We start from the raw sequence: 21317 nt of genomic DNA on the forward strand, positions 1-21317 counted from the left end.
TCCTCCGTTTAGTCATTGGGGTCGCGCAGTGAAAACACGTGCGGAGGCCTGGCACGCTGAATAAAAGCCATATGCGATGTTTGCCACAAATTAAAAACAGGTTGAGGTATGGGCAATGTGACCGTTGCTGGGCATAGCAGAATATTGATTGCTTTTGCGACAATGTATCTGCTGATTTCAAGGCAAGACATTGTTCGTTGATGTTCACGCCAGAGATAGTCATAGGTTTGGATAGTGAAACTATTTTGTAGTAGTAAAAAACGTAAATAGCTGAGTCGTAGCTGCATATGCTGATAATTCAAATCAGTGCACTGAGAGCAAGCCAGCTCACGGTCCCGCGTTACCAGACAGCGTTCAACAGTCTTTGGTTCCACAGATACCCCCTCATGCAGAGATGCGTTAAGATGACATGAAAAAGCCATTAACATAATGAAAAAAAATAATTTTTCCCAGTTAACCATAGCAAAATCCCATGAATTTATTTACTTTACAGTAAAGTAAATAAATTGATTAAACAAGCATCAATTTTTAACGCTATTCCAGTAATGGGTCTTCTTGAAGACAACTGTTCCGGGTCACAGAGACCGGAGCAACTCCTGTATGTCGTGTAACAGCTCCACTCTGAGTTGATATGCAAAAACGTGATACTTCATCGCTAAAATGCCGCTTGAAATTGTCGCAATGCTGTACATTCATTTACACTTTTTACGAAATTACTGGTGTGATAACAAAAAAGTCCTTGTCAGATGCCCTGTAAGCCAGGAATGATACATGACTGATTTTGATGACCCGAAGAGGTAGAGAGGATGGGTATGAAGAATAAAATGTTGCTGGGTGCACTCCTGCTTGCAAGCAGTGTCGTCTGGGCCGCGCCGGCTGCAACAGCTGCGCCCACAGGTATCGATAAGTATGAGCTGAGCAGCTTTATTGCTGACTTCACCCATTTCAAACCCGGTGACAAGGTTCCACCACTGTATCTCACCGAAGAATACACCATTAAACAGTGGAATCTGCGCAACCTGCCTGCACCGACCGCAGGCACCCACTGGACCTACATGGGTGGCGCGTACGTGCTGGTCAATGATGCTGATGCTAAGATCATTAAAGCCTACGACGGCGAGATTTTTTATCACCGATAAAAAAAACGTACCTTCATCACGAAGGTACATTTTTTAGAAACATCACACCGCACTAATTAGTCATAAGATACCGCAAATATGACTTTACTTTGAACCTCACCAGGCCGTAACGATTCTCCTGTCACACGAACATATTTCGCAGTAATAGGGAAAGTGTACTGATTGTTGATTGTATCCAGTTTAGCTATTCTGTTCATCAGAGTATCCCCCAGTTTTAGGGGAGTCGTCGCGGTGCCGTTATATATCTGGAACCCCACTCCTTTTGCGCCATTCGTTAGCGTATTTTTTAGTATTTTCCCGCTTTCATCCCAGTCACCGCGAGCCACCTTAAAACTCACGGGGTTGGTAGTAACGTTATAAACACTATTGCAATTCAGTACCAAATTTGCAGATCCTGATTTTGTATTATTTGCCGTATTCATTTCATTTAATGTGGTATCTGGCATTTTAATTTCGTATCGAGGTAAGGAGAACTGGCAGGTCGTCGGTTTATGCGTAACAGTAAAGTTAATATTCTGCGTAAATGCAGAATTACTCGATAAACGCCCGGTAATCCAACAATAAAGATAAGCAAGCCAGTTTGAAGTACACGAGTTATCAGAGGTTATGCTTACCGCCGAGTCGCTCAGGCTAAATGCATCACCGGAAACCGTTTGCTTAGCCGTTCCTGAATTTACATAACTTGCTGTAATAGTGAAAATCTTGGTATTCAACACTTCGTTGGCACTAACCGTTTTCTTCCCAATGCTAACAGGAAAATCATTGCTGGTTAGATTGATATTTATTAAAACCTTTTTGCCACCGCTACCCTGAATTGCAACAATGTAATCCTTGAGAGGTGTTGTATAATATAAGCTGTCACTATTGGCAGTACACACTATATCGCTACCGGAGCTGAGATTGATTTTGTTCGTTGCTGTTCCAGATGTCATATCCAGATTAATTGTCGTTAATGCACCATTTTTTGTCTGAAATGTACATCCGGCATCGGCGCCAAAGGATGACAGCAGCAGAAACATCAAAAATACGTATCCTTTCATATCTTGCATCCTTAGCGGCAAGTATAGACTTTATTCTCATCAATCGCCTTATCGAAGGTAATCGTACAGAACTGCCCCTGTTGTTTATTAACTGCAACGCGTACCGAAGCGGGAATATCATTGGTACGAATAAATAACCGGCTACCCTGCCCCACCAGGCCAACATTATTACCAAGTTCATCTTCCACTTCATAACCAAACGATAACGGAGAGCCATCCGAACGCTCGGCAATGAAATACCAGGGTTTACGCCGATCGGTTTCAAACTCCGTCATCACGACCGCGCCGCGATAAGGTACTGTGCCTTTTCGATTGCCCAGCAACGCCACATCGCTATTACTGTCGGAAAGATCCAGCATCAGCATATTTTCACGATACGGCGTCAGACTGTCGTAAACCGCGTAACCTTTGCTGTTAGTTGTTAGATAACGATGTCCCTGCACGGCCGCGCCCTGTAACCCAGGCGCTTTAACAATGGCGAATGTATCTGAAAGCCGAGGGGCTAACGCGACACCATCTGACCACACGACTAACCCACCCTGAATATTGCCGCTGGCCTGCTGATATTTATTCGATTGACTATAACTGCTGCCAAAGGTCGCCATCGGCGCGCGCCAGACCAGGTTACCACCTACCGTTGTCTCACTCTCCTGACGTTGATGGCTCAGATTTGCCCCTAAACTAAACTGATCGCGGTTTCCGGCAACACCGCTGAGACTGGTGTTACTCGACTGAAAGCCGTCATTATCAAACGTCGTCGAGTTGGATACGAACAAATCGCGTCGCGGCGTGGAAATCCCATCCCCCCACGAGAATGGGATGGAGATATACAGGTTAAAACGTTTATCCTCGTGGTTGTCCTCATCATAGGTCTGGCTAACAGACAAGGTGTAACTGACTCGCTGCCAGGCGTTCGAGTAGCTCAGCTGATAATCTTTGCCGGTTCCACTGCGCTGCCAATAGTCGCGCCACAGGCCGCTGACGGCCAGGGATCCCCAGTTCTCGGGTAACGCTTGATTGATATTCAGCGAAAAGCTGTTCTTACGTCCAAAATCGTTCTGATAGTAGTCCGCAACGTCATAAACATCATTTTCATCGCGGTCATAGTGATTTTTGTTATTCGCCCATACGTAGTCATTAAAGGTACGATAATTTCGCGAGGAGTAACGAAAAGCTGCCAGCGCAAACTGCGTGCCGGTCTGAGCGACATACTTATTCCACGCAACCTGATAACTCTGACCATCAAAAACATCACCATTGTCCTGCTCACTATGCGATCGCGTGGCGTCTACCGATACTGCGCCAATGGGTGTATTCCAACCGGTCCCGAGCACAAATGAGGTATAGTTTTGTGACAGCATAGTGCCGCCATAGACCGTAAGCAGATTGTTCAGACCATATTGATAGCTACCTTGCAGGAAATCATACTGATTGCCAGCCCCCTCTATATGACTGCGCCCAGCAGCAAAATCATATTTCGATACGCCCGACTGCAGCATATTTGGTACAGATGAATAAGGCACCAGATAACGAGATACCGAACCATCCGCTTCTTTCACGCTCACATCTAAATCCGCACCGCCGCCAGCGAGCTGGAGATCATCAATAGCAAATGGGCCAGGTGGAACTTCTTTCTGGTAAATAACAAAGCCGTTTTGTTCGATGGTTACCAGCGCGTTGCTCTGGGCAATCCCGCGGACTACTGGGGTAAAATTCTGTTTTGAGTTCGGTAACATTTGCATATCGCGCCAGATACGCACACCACGAAAACGTACCGCATCAAAGATATCCGCGCCGGTATACATATCTCCGGTACGTAGCGTGCCAAGTATTTGTGGGATACCTCGCTCCATATATAGCGTGTTACTTTTCCAGTTGCCGCTGCCCTCGTTGCCTTTGGTATAGTTGGCATTTGAGTGCAACTGCCACCCTAGCAGGTTCAACCCGCTATTCAGGTTCACATAGCTGCTTTTATCATCACCACCGTGTTTATAATTACTGTAATACTGGCTGGCGTAATAAGAGGTATAAAAAGCGTTAACACCGCGATCCCAGGTTTCAGCCGGCATATATCCTGGTTCATATTCCAGCACATACGCCTGCGGAACGCTTAGATTCAAAATAAATTGCCCGATGTCATAACCAACACTGCCGCCCTGCACTGCTTCACGAAGCGGCACGCACTCCTCTTTTTTATCCGTTTTAATATTCTCTGTGCGAATACCAATTTGCTGCAATTGTGCCCAGGACAGACATGTCGCATCAGGATCAGCGTTGATATTAATTTCGTACCGGCCACGCCACTGGTTATTAAGATAAACATCCATTTCATATATGCCGGGCATTGGCTTATCACCATCAATTTGATAGCGAGAGATTTTCTCGCCGTTCAAACCACCGATCATAAAATTTGTATCAAACGTGTCTTCTTCAGCCCATGCGGATGAAGTGGCTAACACTGACAAGATTGCCAGTGTAATGGAGTTTATCTTTGACATAATCAGTCCTTGACTATCTTTCCGTTTTTATTTTTTCACTTAAGTAGTTTCCGTGATCGTCAATAAGAGTAACCTTGTAATGATTAACGACAGCAGCAGTGACAACCTTTTTATCTGACCACGGAGCAAGCAACACTGTCTCGCTGTTTATTTTTGAATTACCCACGAGCTCAGGTATCGTTATCCAGTTGGCAGAATTGTTTTTGATATTAATGCCACCACTGACATATCTGACGCTTAAGCGAGAAAAGCTTTTTTCATCTACACCGGCAATGCCCTGAGGACGATATATAAATTTGATGCGATTCTGCATAGCAAATTTAATCATATTCTTCCCTGCTGATTCCGCAGAATTAGGAGGAATATCCAACACATTAAGAAAAAAAAGGCTTTCACGATCTTTTGGCAGCGTATTTGCTAGTTGCTTGATTTTGAGTTGTTGACCAGAACCTCCGCTGACCTTAGCCACGGGAGGATTCATCACAAATGGCACCTGGATTTTTTCTGGTGGCAGGCTGGTATCTCCGTCATCTATCCAGGACTGAACCAGGGAGCTACGGCTACCTTCATTCATTAACTGTACGGTAATTTCTTTTTTCTGTGCCGGATAAATGACACGCGTGCCGTAAATGTACACGCCACCCCACGCAGGCAATACTGTGCCAACTAATAATAATACTATTATTTTTTTCATTATAATTATCCTTACTACGGAAATAATCGGCGACCAGAGCCGCCGATAAACAGGATAGCAATCTTAATCAGTAACAACAGTCATCGTCAGCGAAGAGGCAACGTCACCAGCGGAAACAGCGGCAGTACCAATTTTCGCGTAGCGTGCGCTAAAGTTCAGCGTATATTTATTGTCTGCGGTTTTGGTTAACTCAATACCTGTATCGGGGTTAACCTGTTTAGTAAAGTCATCACCATAGTAAACGGAGAAGCCAGCACCATTATTTGCGGCAGTATTTCGTGTAATATATTTATTAGTGCTGTCAAATTGAGAACTGGAGAAAGTAATTTTCGGTGCTTTATCCCCCGTACATTCAACAGTCAATGGCACGGTAGTCTTATTTGAGTATCCGTCATAAACACCACCCGCACTTAAGGTATTTAATCTGTCAGCACCAATTTGGTTCATACCAATGGTCGCCGTGGTGTCACCCGTAAATTTACAGGTTGTTCCAACCACCTTACCAGTAATAATCAGTTCACCCTGATCGGTATCAGCAGCAAAAGCCCCAGCGCTCATAAATACAGCAGACAGCACAACAGCAGAAATAACTGAACGTTTTATAGTATCTTCCTTAATGAATTGAATTCTATTTATTAAGAGGGTTTAACTCTTGAAATTAAATTCGCACACCAGAAACGTTACCGCAATGTAAACACGTTGTTTTATTGATTTAAAACAAGTTGCAAAGAGCAATATAATTGCAACAAATAAATAGAGTTCTTTATTGTTTATAAATTAATAAATTTAGGAGATTAACTGCCGGAGTGAAATTCTTTGAGGAAATAATTAACCACGCATTATTCACCACAAAAATACATGGTTAATAAAAGACTTTTTAATCATAACGAGTCAGCACAATCTGCCGTGTAGCGTCGCCGGGAACAGTAACAATTTCCGTTACCGCACCTTTTGTCGGTTTGGAGACACCCTCTCTGACGTTTGAAAAGGAAACGGCATTGCCACAGCGTTGCTGCACTTCGTTATTGACAACATCAGTGCTGCAGGTAGGCTCGGTTACTCGACCACTTATATTCACGGTGGCAGTCTCTGCGGCAAAAACAGAAGCGCTCATTCCATACATCAGAGTAATAACTCCCAAGAATAAACTAATTTTCATAGCATTCATTATTCCTGTATTGGGCGGAAACAGCGTGCAAGCCGTCTGGCTGTGAGTAATGGTTAACTCTCTCACCAGAACTAATTGAGATTGTAGATTAATAGGATGAATTTGATCAATTCAAATGATGCATTGAAGCGATTTATTCAGAAAAAGACATGGATTATACAGGCAGGATAAACAATATAACGAAGTTTATTCACCCCATACATTCACCGCATCAATTTATTATGATGCGGTGAATATCTGTCACGCGGTTAATTACACGGCGCGAAAGGCAATCTCGCCCGGAATAACTTCACCCTGCCAGTAAAGCTGGGCAGCTACACGCCCAGCCAGGTCACGGTAAATGGCGGTAAATTCACTGTCAGGACGACTGATAACCGTCGGGGTACCACGATCGAGGTCTTCACGCAGAGAGATATGCAGCGGCATCTGTCCCAGCAGTTGGGTGTGATACTGCTCAGCCAGCTTCTGCGCGCCTCCGGTGCCAAAGATTGGCTCATGATGACCGCAGTTGCTGCAAATATGCATGCTCATATTCTCAACAATACCCAGCACCGGCACTTCGACTTTTTCGAACATCACGATGCCTTTTTTCGCATCGATAAGCGCAATGTCCTGCGGAGTGGTCACCACAACAGCCCCCGTGACCGGAATGTTCTGCGCCAGCGTCAACTGGATGTCACCGGTGCCCGGTGGCATATCCAGTACCAGGTAATCAAGATCCGGCCATAGGGTTTCCTGCAGCATCTGCAGCAGCGCTTTGCTGGCCATCGGACCACGCCACACCATTGCGTTATCGTCAGTGACCAGATAACCAATAGAGTTCGTCGCCAGACCGTGAGACATGATAGGCGCCATGTGGGTACCGTCTGGCGAGGTTGGCCGCTGGTTTTCCGCGCCGAGCATCGTTGGGATAGACGGCCCATAAATATCGGCGTCCAGAATCCCTACCTTCGCGCCTTCCGCAGCCAGCGCCAAAGCCAGGTTCACGGCGGTAGAAGATTTGCCCACGCCGCCTTTACCCGAACTGACGGCGATAATGTTTTTTACACCATTAATGCCTGGCTGGTTTTTCACGCGTTTCAGCGTCGCAATGTTATGCGACAGCTTCCAGTCGATCGCTTTCGCACCGGTAATACGCAACAGATCGGCGCTACATTGCTCTTTTAATTCCTCAAACGCGGTATGCCAGACAAACGGCATGACCAGCTCAACGTGCAACGTGTCATCCATCCAGGCGACGTGGTGCAACGCTTTAAGCGTCGTCAGATTATGCTTCAGGGTTGAATGCTGAAAATTCGCCAGCGTCCCGGCGACCATGGCGCGCAGGGTCTCTGGTGATTTGGCCTGGGATTGTGCGTTCATCCCGACTCCTTTTTGTTGTTCTGAATATACAATAGTCACCAGGTAGTTTACTCCAACCGCAACAATTATTCATTTACGGATAAATGCCCTTATCGCTTGGCGCAGTAATTACCATTTTGGTACTATCAAAGCCCTTTTCACTACAAAAGAAGTAATTGCCCACTATGACTCAAGTCGCGAAGAAAATTCTGGTAACGTGCGCACTGCCGTACGCCAACGGCTCAATCCACCTCGGCCATATGCTGGAGCACATCCAGGCTGATGTCTGGGTCCGTTACCAGCGAATGCGCGGCCACCAGGTTAACTTCATCTGCGCGGACGACGCACACGGCACGCCAATCATGCTGAAAGCGCAGCAGCTTGGGATCACGCCAGAGCAGATGATCGGTGAAATGAGTCAGGAGCATCAGACTGATTTTGCAGGTTTTGACATCAGCTATGACAACTACCACTCTACGCACAGCGAAGAAAACCGTGAGCTGTCTGAGCTGATTTACACGCGCCTGAAGGAGAACGGTTTTATTAAGAACCGTACAATCTCCCAGCATTACGATCCGGAAAAAGGCATGTTCCTGCCGGACCGTTTTGTTAAAGGCACCTGCCCGAAATGTAAATCACCGGATCAATACGGCGATAACTGTGAAGTCTGTGGCGCAACCTACAGCCCGACCGAACTTATCGAGCCGAAATCCGTCGTTTCTGGCGCGACGCCGGTAATGCGCGACTCCGAACACTTCTTCTTTGACCTGCCGTCCTTCAGCGAGATGCTGCAGGCCTGGACGCGCAGCGGCGCGTTACAGGAGCAGGTTGCCAACAAAATGCAGGAATGGTTCGAGTCCGGCCTGCAGCAGTGGGATATTTCCCGCGATGCCCCGTACTTCGGTTTTGAAATCCCGGATGCGCCAGGCAAGTACTTCTACGTCTGGCTGGATGCGCCTATTGGCTACATGGGTTCATTCAAAAACCTGTGCGATAAGCGTGGTGACACCACCAGTTTTGAAGAGTACTGGAAGAAAGATTCCGACGCCGAGCTTTATCACTTCATTGGCAAAGACATCGTCTATTTCCACAGTCTGTTCTGGCCTGCCATGCTGGAAGGCAGCAATTTCCGTAAGCCGACCAATCTGTTCGTACACGGTTATGTGACGGTGAACGGCGCGAAGATGTCCAAATCTCGCGGCACCTTTATTAAGGCAAGCACCTGGCTGAAGCACTTTGATGCCGACAGCCTGCGCTACTACTACACCGCGAAGCTTTCTTCACGCATTGATGACATCGACCTGAACCTGGAAGACTTTGTCCAGCGCGTAAACGCCGATATCGTTAACAAAGTGGTCAACCTGGCTTCACGTAACGCGGGCTTTATCGCTAAGCGTTTTGACGGCGTTCTGGCGGCTGAGCTGGCCGATCCGGCGTTGTATAAAACCTTCACCGACGCCGCAACGGTGATTGGCGAAGCGTGGGAAAGTCGTGAATTCGGCAAAGCTATCCGTGAAATCATGGCGCTGGCCGACGTGGCAAACCGCTACGTTGACGAACAAGCCCCGTGGGTCGTGGCTAAACAGGAAGGCCGCGATGCCGACCTGCAGGCGATCTGTTCCATGGGTATCAACCTGTTCCGTGTGCTGATGACTTACCTGAAGCCGGTTCTGCCAACGCTTGCTGAACGTGTGGAAGCGTTCCTGAACTGCGAACTGAGCTGGGATGCCATTGAGCAGCCGCTGCTCGGTCACAAGGTCAACACCTTTAAGGCGCTCTACAATCGCATTGACATGAAACAAGTTGAAGCGCTGGTGGAAGCATCGAAAGAAGAAGTGAAAGCCGCTGCCGCACCGGTAACCGGCCCGCTGGCGGATGATCCGATTCAGGAAACCATCACCTTTGACGATTTCGCCAAAGTTGACCTGCGCGTGGCGCTAATTGAAAACGCTGAATTCGTGGAAGGTTCCGACAAACTGCTGCGTCTGACGCTGGATCTCGGCGGCGAGAAGCGTAACGTCTTCTCCGGCATTCGTTCTGCTTATCCGGATCCACAAACCCTGATTGGACGCCAGACCATTATGGTTGCTAACCTGGCTCCTCGTAAGATGCGCTTCGGCATTTCTGAAGGGATGGTAATGGCGGCAGGTCCTGGCGGGAAAGATATCTTCCTGTTAAGCCCGGACGAAGGCGCAAAACCTGGCCAACAGGTGAAGTAAATCAGACATCTCAAGCGCTGCAACTGCAGCGCTTTTTTTGCTGAATGATTTTATCCCTAATCTTAAACACACTGCCTCACTCCATTTTCGGACTGCTCAGCCAACGCGATTAGATTTATTCTATACTGCTCTGCTATTAAGGCCGTTCGGTCCCATCAAATTCATTGGCGCTATTATTTAGCATCCAACATTCATGAAATGGAGTTTTACATGAAAGCGTTTCAAAAATTAGTTTCACTTGTCGCTGCGTCGGTTGTCGTTTTTTCTCTGACGGGATGTGGTGATAAAGAAGAGACAAAAACCTTTAATGCCAACCTTAACGGTTCGGATATTACCGTCTCTTACACCTATAAAGGCGATAAGGTTCTGAAACAGATCTCCGAAAGTAAAATCAGCTATGCATCGATCGGCGCCAGCAATAAAGAAGAAGCCGCGAAAGTATTCGACGCGCTGAGCGCTAAATATCAAAATATCGCTGGTATAGAAGAAAAGCTCAGCTATACAGATACCTACGCGCAGGAAAATGTCACTATCGATATGGAAAAAGTTGATATAAAAGCATTGCAGGCAATTTCCGGGATGAAGCTTTCTGAGAATGCCGATAAAAACATCAGCATGAAGCAAATGCAAACGGTAATGGAATCGGCGGGTTTTAAAGAAGTGAAGTAAACCACCGGCGACCCGATATTCATCGTGGTCGCCCGCTTTACGCTTTAAGACTTCGCGTTATGCACGTGGAAGGTCAAACCTCGCAGGAAATAACGTAGAAACTGATCGCCGCATTCGCGATAATTCTTATGGTCCGGCGCGCGCATCATGGCGGTGATTTCCGGCATCGACACACGAAACTTCTGCCCGGTCATAATGGCCAGAATATCATCGGTTTTCAGCGAAAAGGCGATACGCAGCTTTTTCAGTACCGTATTGTTGTTAACACGACGCTCAAGCGCCAGTTCCGGCGCAGAATCATCTTTACCACGCAGATGATAAATCAGTCCGTTTAAAAAACCGGAGAGAATGATATCCGGGCAGCGCACAAACCCGTCTTCATCTTCTTTTGTCATCCAGGTATCGAAACCTGCGGAGGTGGATTCCATGTCAGCAAGCGCAAGAATACGCACCATGTCGTTATTGTTCGCTTTCAGGGTGTAGCGCAGGCTACGAAGAATATCGTTACTTAGCATAGAGCCTTCAACTGTCGGTGATGCAATGGCGCGCAGTGTACCAGTTTTACAGTCCAATCGCCTCTTTTAGACTTTTAAGATAACGGCGGCTTACCGGAACGGTCAGGCCGTTACGCAAAATCAGCTCCGCCTGACCGTTATCTTCCAGACGGATCTCCTGCAATTGCGCCATATTCACCAGATATTGCCGGTGACAGCGCAGCAGAGGAGTACGACTTTCCAGCGTTCTGAGCGTCAGTTCGGTGAACCCCTCTTTACCATCGCTACTGGTCACATACACGCCGCTCATACGGCTGCTGATAAACGCCACATCATCCATTTGCAGCAGATAAATTCGGCTATGACCGCTGCACGGAATAAACTTCAGCGCCTGCTGATTCTCGGGCAGTAGTGATACATCCTGCTTGGTGCGCTCCTGGCGTAAACGGATCAGCGTTTTTTCCAGCCGCGCTTCTTCAATCGGTTTGAGCAGATAATCAAACGCGTGTTCTTCAAAGGCCTTCACCGCATACTCATCAAAGGCGGTAAGGAAAACAATGTACGGGCGATGCTCGGGATCAAGCATGCCGACCATTTCCAGGCCGCTGATACGCGGCATCTGAATATCAAGAAACAGGACATCCGGACGCAGCTTATGTACCGCGCCGATGGCTTCCACCGCATTCGAGCATTCCCCGACAATCTCGATGTCGCTTTGCTCCTGCAACAGGATCCGCAGATTCTCCCGCGCTAACGGTTCGTCATCGACAATCAGCACTTTGATCATGCCAGTTCCTCCAGAGGAAGTCGTAAAGTGATTCGGGTAAAACGGTCAGGTTCACACGCTACGCTGATGCCAAAATCGTCGCCAAACCGCTCGCGCAGTCGTTTATCGACCAGATTCATACCCAATCCGCTGGCCTCAGACGTTGGCTGATACAACCCGGCGTTGTCTTCAATATCCAGCATCAGATACAGCCCTTCGCGGCGGGCGGTAATCGACACTTCCCCGGTATCCAGTAGCTGAGAGGTACCATGCTTGATGGCATTCTCCACGATCGGTTGTAAGGTGAAAGCGGGTAATTGCTGATGAGCAAGCGCATCTGGCACCGTTAAGGTCACCTGCAGGCGCGACTGAAAGCGCGCCTTTTCAATTTGCAGATAGGCGTTAACGTGCTCAATTTCATCGGCCAGCGTCACAATCTCCGACGGGCGCTTTAAGTTTTTGCGAAAGAACGTCGACAAATACTGCACCAATTGACTGGCCTGCTCGCTATCGCGTCGGATCACGGCTTTAATGGTGTTGAGCGCATTAAACAGAAAATGGGGATTCACCTGTGCATGCAGGAGTTTGATTTCCGACTGCGTCAGCATCGCTTTTTGCCGCTCATACTGCCCGGCCAGAATCTGCGCCGAAAGCAGTTGGGCGATCCCTTCCCCCAGCGTGCGGTTGATCGAGCTAAAGAGACGGTTTTTGGCTTCATACAGCTTGATAGTCCCCATCACCCGCTGGTTTTCGCCCCGCAAAGGGATGACCAACGTTGAGCCTAATTTACATTGCGGATGCAAAGAGCAGCGGTAAGGGACTTCATTCCCATCGGCATACACCACCTCGCCGGTTTCTATCGCGCGTTGGGTGTACGAGGAGGAAATCGGTTTACCGGGCAGATGATGGTCGTCGCCAATACCGGTAAATGCCAGCAGCTTCTCGCGATCGGTAATCGCCACGGCGCCGATATCCAGCTCCTCATACAGCACCTGGGCAACCTTCATGCTGTTAACCTCGTTGAATCCCTGGCGCAATATACCTTCCGTGGAAGCAGCAACTTTGAGCGCTGTGGCGGAAAAAGCGGAGGTATATTTTTCAAACATCGCCCGTTTATCGAGCAAAATACGCATAAACAGGGCCGCGCCCACGGTATTAGTCACCATCATCGGCGCGGCGATATTGCTGACCAGTCGAAACGCGTCATCGAACGGACGAGCAATTAACAAGATGATCAGCATCTGCACCAGTTCGGCAACAAAGGTAATAGCCCCCGCGGTCAGTGGGCTAAAGACTTTATCGGTGCGACCGCGACGGGTGAGTACGCTGTGCACCAGCCCGCCGAGTAAACCTTCCACAATGGTTGAAATCATGCAACTGAGCGCCGTCATTCCTCCCATGGAATAACGATGTAAGCCGCCGGTCAGGCCGACTAAACCGCCAACCACCGGGCCGCCAAGCAGCCCGCCCATCACCGCGCCGATAGCACGGGTGTTGGCAATAGAATCATCAATGTGCAGCCCGAAATAGGTGCCCAAAATGCAGAAAATGGAAAAGGTGACATAGCAAAGCAGCTTATGCGGGAGCCGGATCGTGACCTGCATCAGCGGGATAAACAAACGCGTTTTGCTCATGAGCCACGCGATAACGAGAAACACACACATCTGCTGAAGCAGCAGCAACACCAGATTAAACTCGTACATACCCGCCAACCACATATCACTTAAAAGCGCGTAACATACATGGGCTGCGCGTAACTTTCTTTGAAGTGTTGCAAAAAAAAAGGAATTTGTGAGAACGATCACTCGAAAGCGCGAGCATGACTACAAATTCACCCATTCGTTGAACAAAAAACAGACAAAACTACCTGGTTCGCAAAAGAGCGTCTAAAGTAAAACTGGGACCTCGCGAGCATAAGTGAGACGACGATGGCGCTTTACACAATAGGTGAAGTGGCTTTGCTTTGTGATATCAACCCTGTCACTTTACGCGCGTGGCAGAGGCGTTACGGATTACTCAAACCGCAGCGGACAGACGGCGGGCATCGCCTGTTTAACGACGCGGATATCGACAGGATCCGTGAGATAAAACGCTGGATAAACAACGGCGTTCAGGTCAGTAAGGTAAAAATGCTGCTCAGCAATGAGAACATTGATGTCCATAACGGCTGGCGCGAACAACAAGAGACGCTATTGAGCTATTTGCAAAGTAATAATTTGCATAGCCTCAGACTGTGGATCAAGGAGCGCGGTCAGGATTATCCCGCACAAACGCTCAACACCCATTTGTTCATTCCGTTACGCCGACGCCTGCAATGCCAACAGCCGATCCTGCAGGCGTTACTGGGGATCCTCGACGGCGTCCTCATCAACTACATCGCAATTTGTCTGGCTTCGGCGCGCAAGAAACAGGGTAAAGACGCCCTGGTTGTCGGCTGGAACATTCACGATACCACCCGTTTATGGCTGGAGGGTTGGGTAGCCAGCCAGCAGGGATGGCGCGTTGACGTCCTCGCCCACTCGCTGAACCAATTGCGACCGGAGTTGTTTGAAGGTCGAACCTTACTCGTCTGGTGCGGCGAGAGCCAAACGCCCGCACAGCAGCAACAGTTGAACGAATGGCGCGCGTTGGGTCACGATATTTATCCACTCGGTATTTAATATTCTATTAACAAACGTGTACAATCCTTGAATTCACATAAGGAGTGCATAATGAGCGCAGCTAAAATCGGTGTTATCACCCTCTTTCTGCTAATGGCTATCGGCGGTATCGGCGGCGTCATGCTGGCAGGCTACACATTCATTTTACGTGCCGGGTAAGGCGGCTCGCTAATCGCTCAAACCCGCGATCAACTATCACTGCCGCCAGCGCGACCAGCAGCGCGCCCTGAATCACATAAGCGGTATTGAACCCGCTAAGCCCGATAATAATCGGCGTGCCCAGCGTGTTCGCCCCGACGGTTGAGGCGATTGTTGCGGTGCCGATATTAATAATCACCGACGTGCGAATCCCCGCCAGGATGACCGGCGCCGCCAGCGGCAACTCCACTTTGCGCAGCCGCTGGCTCTGACTCATTCCCATTCCGCTGGCTACCTCCATCACGCTGGGAGAAATGCCGCCGAGTCCCGCCAGCGTTGCCTGCAGGATCGGTAACACACCATACAGGATCAGCGCGATAATCGCGGGTTCAAGCCCAAACCCCATCACCGGTACGGCGATTGCCAGCACGGCGACCGGAGGAAAAGTCTGCCCCACGGCGGCAATCGTTTCCACCATCGGCCTGAATTCCACGCCCCAGGACCGGGTTACCACAACTCCCGCCCCCGTGCCGATGATGACGGCGATAAAACTTGAAATCCCCACCAGCGCAAAGTGGCTTAACGCCAGCGTCGTAAAACTTTCCTGCTGATACACCGGTCGCGGCAACTCAGGAAACAGCGAACTAAACAGGGCCTGACTGTGCGGTAACCCGACCAACAGGATCAGGAACAGGACAACCAGCCAAAGCAGCGGATCAGCAAGACGTTTCACGGGTCGGCATCTCCGAAAGCAGATCGCGAAAATGAAGCGTCCCGCAAGGCAACCCCTGCGGCGTCACAACCGGTAAAACCTCGCAACCGCGCGCCACAAACACCGACAACGCATCACGAAGCGTCATCTCATCCACCAGCGGTTCACCATCTGAGCGTTCGCCGCGACGGATAAAATCACCTACCGTGCGCAGTGACAACAGCCTTACGCCCAGTTCACTACGGCCAAAAAAGGTTTGCACGAAATCATTCGCTGGCGCAGTCAGCATCGACAGCGGCGCACCTTGCTGCACAACCTTTCCTGCATCCATCAGAACCAGATGCTCCGCCAGCCTCAGCGCCTCATCGATATCATGTGTCACCAGCACAATGGTACGCCCCAGCAGACGGTGAATGCGCGTCATCTCCAGTTGCAGCGCACCGCGGGTGACCGGATCCAACGCGCCAAAAGGCTCATCCATCAATAGCACCTGCGGGTCTGCCGCCAACGCACGCGCAACCCCGACCCGCTGCTGCTGTCCGCCGGAAAGCTGATGCGGATAACGGTGACGCAAACTCGCCTCAAGACCCAGCAGTGCCATCAGTTCATCTGTTCGGTCATCAATACGTGAGCGCGACCACTTTTGCAGCTGTGGTACGGTGGCGATGTTCTGCGCAACGGTCCAGTGTGGAAACAAACCAATCGACTGAATCGCGTACCCCATACGTCGTCGTAACTCCAGCACCGGTAGGCTGCGGATCTCCTCCCCGGCAAATCGGATCTGCCCGCTGTCATGCTCCACCAGACGGTTGATCATCTTCAGCGTGGTGGACTTCCCCGAACCCGACGTACCAATTAATACCGAAAAGCTGCCCTCCCCTAACTGCAGATTAAGGTCATCGACGGCCCTGTGCTGACCATAGGTTTTACTGACATGGCGAAATTCAATCATTATTCGATACCTTTAGCAGCGCGAGACCTAAATCAAACAGCGCATCAATCAACACTGCCAGCACAACTACCGGGATCACACCCAGCAGAACTAAATCAACGGCGCTACTGAGCAATCCCTGAAAGACCAGCGCGCCAAATCCCCCTGCGCCAATCAGCGCGGCAATCACCGCCATCCCCACTGTCTGGATCATGACCACCCGCAAGCTGCGCAAGAAGACCGGCAACGCCAGTGGAAATTGTACCGAGATAAACCGCTGCCGCGCGCTCATCCCCATCGCCCGGGCGCTTTCCAGCACATCGCGTGGAACCTGATTCAATCCAGCCACTACGCCGCGAACCAGCGGTAAGAGCGCATACAGTACCAACGCAATAAGCGCAGGCGTCAGACCGGTTCCGGCGACGCCAAGCGAACCCAACACCGGAAAGTGCTTCACCAGCCCGGCGAGGGGCGCAATTAACAGGCCAAACAGCGCGACGGAGGGAATGGTCTGGATGATATTCAGTGCCGCGAATACCGGCCCCTGGCGAGCGACAGAAAAAGCACACCAGACGCCCAGCGGCACGGCAATGAGCATCGCGGGCACCACGGTAGCGAACAGAATTGTCAGATGTTGCGCCAGTGCGTCATTAAAGACATCCTGACGGTTGGCATATTCTTTAAGCAGAGAAAGATCGCTAAACGTGCCGGAGAACAAAAGCACCAGCGGCAAAATAAACATTTGCGCATGCAACAGCCATCGCCATGACGCCTGTTCGGTGATGCGACGAATGGCGTCACTGGCGGCCAGCAGCATCAGCCCCAGTCCCAACCAGAACCCACTGCCCAGGCTGGTTCTGGCCAGCGGGCTACCGGTCTGGGCCAGATACGTTGCCGTTGCTCCTGCGGTTACCAGCGCCGCAATCACCAACAGCTGGCTAATAACAAGCGTCAATATATTGCCGGACTTTCCCGGTACAAAGCACAGAAGAAACAGCAGCAAGCAAGCCACCGCCAATCCCCACGCCATGTCGGGCCGGATATCCCAGAGTTGACGACCTTCGCCGGAAACCAGGCGATTGGGAGCATAGCTAATGAAAGGAAGCGCTGCCGCCGCGAAGGTAAGAAGCACCAGCAGCAGCAACACCCGATTTACTGAAATTTTCGACAAAACACCCACCCGCTGCAAACTCCGTTACTTCACCCATCCTTTTTGCTTCAGGTAGTCTGCTGCGACTTTTTTCGCATCCAGCCCCTCCACGGCAATACTGGCATTCAGTTGTTGCAGCGTTTTTTCATCCAGGCTGGCAAATACCGGTTGTAGCCATTCTCCCATTTGCGGGTAGTCCTTCAGTACCGATTCACGCACAACGGGCGCAGGGGCATAAATGGGCTGGACGCCTTTTGGATCGCTTAATGTTTGCAGACCGAGCGCCGCAACCGGGCCATCGGTGCCGTAGGCCATCGCCGCATTGACTCCAGAAGTCTGCTGCGCCGCCGCTTTAATTGTCACCGCGGTATCACCCCCCGCCAGCGACAACAACTGATTTTGCTTCAGTTTGAAATCATAGGCTTTTTCAAACGCAGGCAACGCGTCAGCGCGTTCGATGAATTCCGCAGAGGCGGCAAGCTTGAACGTTCCCCCGTCTTTCAGGTAACGGCCTAAATCAGCAAGCGACTCTAACTTGTTCTTTTGTGCGATATCCTGGCGTATAGCAATGGTCCAGGTATTGTTGGCGGGCGCAGGCGTTAGCCAGACCAGCTTATTTTGCTCTGCGTCCAGCTTTTTCACTTTGTCGAAACCGGCCTGCGCATTCTTCCACGCAGGATCATTCTCATCTTTAAAAAAGAATGCCCCATTGCCGGTATATTCCGGATAAATATCCAGCTCACCGGAGGTGATGGCGCCACGCACTACCGGAGTGGTACCCAGCTGTACTTTATTGACGGTTTTCACGCCGTGACTTTCGAGCACCTGCAAAATAATGTTGCCGAGCAGCGCCCCTTCGGTATCTATTTTTGAACCGACCGTGACGGGTGACGCGGCCTGTAAGGGTAAGCTTATCGCGGCTAAAAGCGCCAGTGAGCCCACCCATACTTTTGTGATTATCATGCTGTACTCCTCATCCTTTTGCGGCCCTTTTCAGAGACTTGAGGAAAAAGCATAGTCGAAAAATCAAGCCTTAACCTGGCAATTGGGTAGTAACACTGAGAGTTATTAGCGGTAAGGCGATAATAAAATAAAAAAATCCGGCAAACCCAAAGTGAATTTGCCGGATGATTCTATTTAGTCAGCCTGGTAAGCGTAACGCCATCAGGCATGATGCGTGGCTTTATTCATCAATTACAGCAGCTCAAATTCGCCCTGCTTCACTCTGGCGGAATCAACGCCGATAAAGACGTTGAACTTGCCCGGTTCCGCATCGTATTGCATGCGCTGGTTCCAAAACTTCAGCGCTTCAACGTCAATCGGGAAGCTTACGGTCTGGGTTTCGCCCGGCTTAAGATTTACTTTCTCAAAACCTTTCAGCTGTTTTACCGGACGACTCATTGACGCGGTCACATCCTGCAAATACATCTGAATAACCGTCGCACCTTCACGCTTGCCGTTGTTGGTCACCTGCACGCTGGCCGTCACTGTCCCGTCACGCTTCATCGTTGGGGAGGAGAGTTTCACATCAGAAACCGTGAACGTGGTATAGCTCAGGCCATAGCCAAAGGGATACAACGGACCATTCGCTTCATCAAAGTAGCGCGACGTGTACTTATTCGGCTTATCGGCATTATATGGGCGGCCGGTATTGAGATGGCTGTAATAGACCGGGATCTGTCCAACAGAGCGCGGGAAAGACATCGGCAGCTTACCTGACGGGTTGTAATCGCCAAACAGCACATCGGCGATGGCGTTACCGCCTTCCGTCCCGGCAAACCAGGTTTCAAGGATCGCATCGGCCTGTTGGTCTTCCTTAACCAGCGCCAGCGGACGCCCATTCATCAGCACCAGAACCAACGGTTTACCCGTGGCTTTCAGCGCAGTAATCAGGTCACGCTGACTCTGCGGAATAGTGATATCGGTGCGGCTGGAAGCTTCATGCGCCATTCCCTGCGCCTCGCCGACGACCGCGACCACGACGTCAGACTGCTTCGCGGCGTTAACGGCCTCATCGATCATCGCCTGCGGCGAACGCGGGTCAACCTTCACCGCCTCTTCATACAGATTGAGGAAATCAACAATGCCTTTGTCGTTGGTGATGTTCGCCCCTTTCGCGTACACCACTTTACCCTGCTCACCGATGGCGTTTTTAATCCCCGTAAGCACCGTTACCGACTGATCGGCCACACCGGCAGCAGACCAACTGCCCATGACATCACGCTTGCTGTCAGCCAGCGGACCGACAACCGCCACGGTGGCGGATTTTTTCAGCGGCAATGTTTCCAGACGGTTCTTCAGCAGCACCAGACTTTCACGCGCCACTTCACGCGCTTCTTTGCGATGCAATCGGCTTTCCGCATTGGTGTCCTGCGGGTCAGATTCTTTGGCCCCCAGATGGCTGTACGGATCGTTAAACAGCCCCATATCATATTTCACGTTCAGCACGTGGCGCGCGGCGTCATCCAGTTCCGCCATCGTGACTTTGCCTGACTTAATCAACCCCGGCAGGTATTTGCTGTAATACTCATCGCTCATGCTCATGTTGATGCCGGACTTGATCGCCACGCGCACTGCATCTTCAGGATCGGAGGCGGTGCCGTGCTTAATCAGTTCCTTAATCGCGCCGTGATCGGAAACGGTGATGCCCTTAAAGCCCCACTCATCGCGCAGCACGTCTTTTAACAGCCAGGCATCCGAGGTTGCTGGCGTGCCGTTCAGCGAATTAAGCCCTACCATCACCGCACCGCTACCAGCATCCAGTCCGGCTTTGTACGGCGGCATGTAGTCGTTGAACAGACGCTGCGGGCTCATATCGACGGTGTTATATTCCTTGCCGCCCTCAACCGCGCCATAGGCGGCGAAGTGCTTAACGCTGGTCATCACCGAATACCTGTCGGCCGGGCTTTTCCCCTGCATCGCTTCCACCATGGTTTTGCCCATTGTGGCGGTCAAATACGTATCTTCACCAAATCCTTCTGAGGCACGCCCCCAGCGCGGATCGCGCGAGACGTCGACCATCGGCGCCCAGGTCATATTCAGACCATCATCGGCGGCTTCATACGCAGAAACCCGACCAACGGTTCTGACCGCATCGAGATTAAAGGAGGACGCCAGACCGAGGCTAATTGGGAACACGGTACGCTGACCGTGTAATACGTCGTAGGCAAAAAAGAGAGGGATTTTCAGGCGGCTGAGTTCCATCACCTGATCCTGCATTTTGCGAATATCCTGGCGTGTGACGGTGTTAAAAATAGCCCCAACCTGCCCGTCTTTGATCATCTCGCGGATGGCTTCTTTCGGATTATCAGGCCCGACGCTTATCAAACGGAGTTGCCCAATTTTCTCATCCACGGTCATCTGCTTGAGTAAATCGGTAACGAAGGCATCCCGCGCTTCTGGCGTCAGCGGATGGTTACCAAACAGAGTGTCCGCCAACGCGGGTTGCAACGCCAGACTCACCGCGACACCTACAGAACATAGCCATTTCATGTTGATTCTCTCTTTATTTTTTCCCGACGAGGCAGCGAAAATATAACAAAAACCGCAGTTTGCCGTAAGACTAAACGGGAGCGATAAAGAAAGCTAAGGTTATTCTCCTAATTTTCAAAACCAGCGCGAATCAGTAGAAGACGAACCAGAGACATTATGAATGAGAAAGCGTATTGTCATACAAAGCGCTATGCTTGTTCCTGATA

The 21317-nt window shown here is 50.2% G+C and carries 20 protein-coding genes; 5 read left to right on the top strand and 15 right to left on the bottom strand.

Annotation, left to right across the window (positions count from 1 at the left end):
• Positions 1-8: 8 nt before the first annotated feature.
• Complete coding sequence (locus OGV94_RS08470) at positions 9-461, bottom strand: hypothetical protein (protein ID WP_286523072.1); 453 nt, start codon at positions 459-461, stop codon at positions 9-11.
• A 345-nt stretch (positions 462-806) separates the two neighbouring features.
• On the opposite strand from OGV94_RS08470, the gene OGV94_RS08475 reads away from it, so the two are divergent.
• On the top strand, positions 807-1139 hold the full coding sequence (locus OGV94_RS08475) for an RcnB family protein (protein ID WP_003834436.1): 333 nt from the start codon (positions 807-809) through the stop codon (positions 1137-1139).
• Between the two features lie 56 nt (positions 1140-1195).
• Here OGV94_RS08475 and OGV94_RS08480 read toward each other — a convergent pair whose 3' ends face one another.
• The 6 genes from OGV94_RS08480 to apbC form a co-directional block, all read right to left on the bottom strand.
• Positions 1196-2179: a fimbrial protein gene (locus OGV94_RS08480; protein ID WP_286523074.1), complete on the bottom strand. Its 984-nt coding sequence runs from the start codon at positions 2177-2179 to the stop codon at positions 1196-1198.
• An 11-nt stretch (positions 2180-2190) separates the two neighbouring features.
• Positions 2191-4677, bottom strand: a complete 2487-nt coding sequence (locus OGV94_RS08485) for a fimbrial biogenesis outer membrane usher protein (RefSeq protein WP_286523076.1) — start codon at positions 4675-4677, stop codon at positions 2191-2193.
• Positions 4678-4690: 13 nt separating this feature from the next.
• Positions 4691-5371: a fimbrial assembly chaperone gene (locus OGV94_RS08490; protein WP_172863181.1), complete on the bottom strand. Its 681-nt coding sequence runs from the start codon at positions 5369-5371 to the stop codon at positions 4691-4693.
• A gap of 63 nt (positions 5372-5434) precedes the next feature.
• Positions 5435-5974: a fimbrial protein YehD gene (gene yehD / locus OGV94_RS08495; protein WP_043016928.1), complete on the bottom strand. Its 540-nt coding sequence runs from the start codon at positions 5972-5974 to the stop codon at positions 5435-5437.
• A gap of 274 nt (positions 5975-6248) precedes the next feature.
• Positions 6249-6530: a DUF2574 family protein gene (locus OGV94_RS08500; RefSeq protein WP_075146373.1), complete on the bottom strand. Its 282-nt coding sequence runs from the start codon at positions 6528-6530 to the stop codon at positions 6249-6251.
• 261 nt (positions 6531-6791) lie between these two features.
• On the bottom strand, positions 6792-7901 hold the full coding sequence (gene apbC, locus OGV94_RS08505) for an iron-sulfur cluster carrier protein ApbC (RefSeq protein ID WP_075145925.1): 1110 nt from the start codon (positions 7899-7901) through the stop codon (positions 6792-6794).
• A 164-nt stretch (positions 7902-8065) separates the two neighbouring features.
• Here apbC and metG point away from each other — a divergent pair, with 164 nt between their 5' ends.
• Positions 8066-10099: a methionine--tRNA ligase gene (gene metG, locus OGV94_RS08510; RefSeq protein ID WP_286523078.1), complete on the top strand. Its 2034-nt coding sequence runs from the start codon at positions 8066-8068 to the stop codon at positions 10097-10099.
• Positions 10100-10309: 210 nt separating this feature from the next.
• Complete coding sequence (locus OGV94_RS08515) at positions 10310-10768, top strand: YehR family lipoprotein (RefSeq protein WP_047410014.1); 459 nt, start codon at positions 10310-10312, stop codon at positions 10766-10768.
• Positions 10769-10812: 44 nt separating this feature from the next.
• Here the strand turns inward: OGV94_RS08515 and OGV94_RS08520 are convergent, their stop codons facing one another.
• The 3 genes from OGV94_RS08520 to OGV94_RS08530 are packed head-to-tail and all read right to left on the bottom strand — an operon-like array spanning position 10813 to position 13731.
• Positions 10813-11283, bottom strand: coding sequence for a YehS family protein (locus OGV94_RS08520; RefSeq protein WP_043017948.1), 471 nt, complete (start codon positions 11281-11283; stop codon positions 10813-10815).
• Positions 11284-11329: 46 nt separating this feature from the next.
• Positions 11330-12049 carry a two-component system response regulator BtsR gene (gene btsR, locus OGV94_RS08525; protein ID WP_003840155.1) on the bottom strand — a complete coding sequence of 240 codons (720 nt, stop codon included), beginning with the start codon at positions 12047-12049 and terminating at the stop codon, positions 11330-11332.
• A complete protein-coding gene (locus OGV94_RS08530; protein ID WP_043016932.1) occupies positions 12046-13731 on the bottom strand; it encodes a sensor histidine kinase in 1686 nt (561 codons plus the stop codon). The genes btsR and OGV94_RS08530 overlap by 4 nt, the downstream gene beginning before the upstream one ends.
• A gap of 225 nt (positions 13732-13956) precedes the next feature.
• Here OGV94_RS08530 and mlrA point away from each other — a divergent pair, with 225 nt between their 5' ends.
• Both mlrA and OGV94_RS08540 read left to right on the top strand, forming a co-directional pair.
• The gene (mlrA, locus tag OGV94_RS08535) at positions 13957-14688 is read left to right on the top strand and encodes an HTH-type transcriptional regulator MlrA (RefSeq protein WP_043016933.1); all 732 of its coding nucleotides are present in this window, start codon (positions 13957-13959) and stop codon (positions 14686-14688) included.
• 51 nt (positions 14689-14739) lie between these two features.
• The gene (locus tag OGV94_RS08540; protein WP_003027354.1) at positions 14740-14847 is read left to right on the top strand and encodes a protein YohO; all 108 of its coding nucleotides are present in this window, start codon (positions 14740-14742) and stop codon (positions 14845-14847) included.
• Here OGV94_RS08540 and OGV94_RS08545 read toward each other — a convergent pair.
• The 5 genes from OGV94_RS08545 to bglX form a co-directional block, all read right to left on the bottom strand.
• Positions 14828-15559, bottom strand: a complete 732-nt coding sequence (locus tag OGV94_RS08545) for an ABC transporter permease (RefSeq protein WP_181634549.1) — start codon at positions 15557-15559, stop codon at positions 14828-14830. The two genes, OGV94_RS08540 and OGV94_RS08545, sit on opposite strands and share 20 nt — an antisense overlap.
• Positions 15543-16490 carry an ABC transporter ATP-binding protein gene (locus OGV94_RS08550; protein ID WP_123915549.1) on the bottom strand — a complete coding sequence of 316 codons (948 nt, stop codon included), beginning with the start codon at positions 16488-16490 and terminating at the stop codon, positions 15543-15545. Before OGV94_RS08550 ends, OGV94_RS08545 begins: the two co-directional genes overlap by 17 nt.
• Positions 16483-17649: an ABC transporter permease gene (locus OGV94_RS08555; protein WP_275943481.1), complete on the bottom strand. Its 1167-nt coding sequence runs from the start codon at positions 17647-17649 to the stop codon at positions 16483-16485. Before OGV94_RS08555 ends, OGV94_RS08550 begins: the two co-directional genes overlap by 8 nt.
• A gap of 15 nt (positions 17650-17664) precedes the next feature.
• Positions 17665-18582, bottom strand: a complete 918-nt coding sequence (gene osmF, locus OGV94_RS08560; RefSeq protein WP_100194588.1) for a glycine betaine ABC transporter substrate-binding protein OsmF — start codon at positions 18580-18582, stop codon at positions 17665-17667.
• Between the two features lie 231 nt (positions 18583-18813).
• The gene (bglX, locus tag OGV94_RS08565) at positions 18814-21111 is read right to left on the bottom strand and encodes a beta-glucosidase BglX (protein WP_100194589.1); all 2298 of its coding nucleotides are present in this window, start codon (positions 21109-21111) and stop codon (positions 18814-18816) included.
• Positions 21112-21317: the final 206 nt, after the last annotated feature.

The organism is Citrobacter sp. Ce006, assembly GCF_030336535.1.
Lineage (GTDB): Bacteria > Pseudomonadota > Gammaproteobacteria > Enterobacterales > Enterobacteriaceae > Citrobacter > Citrobacter europaeus.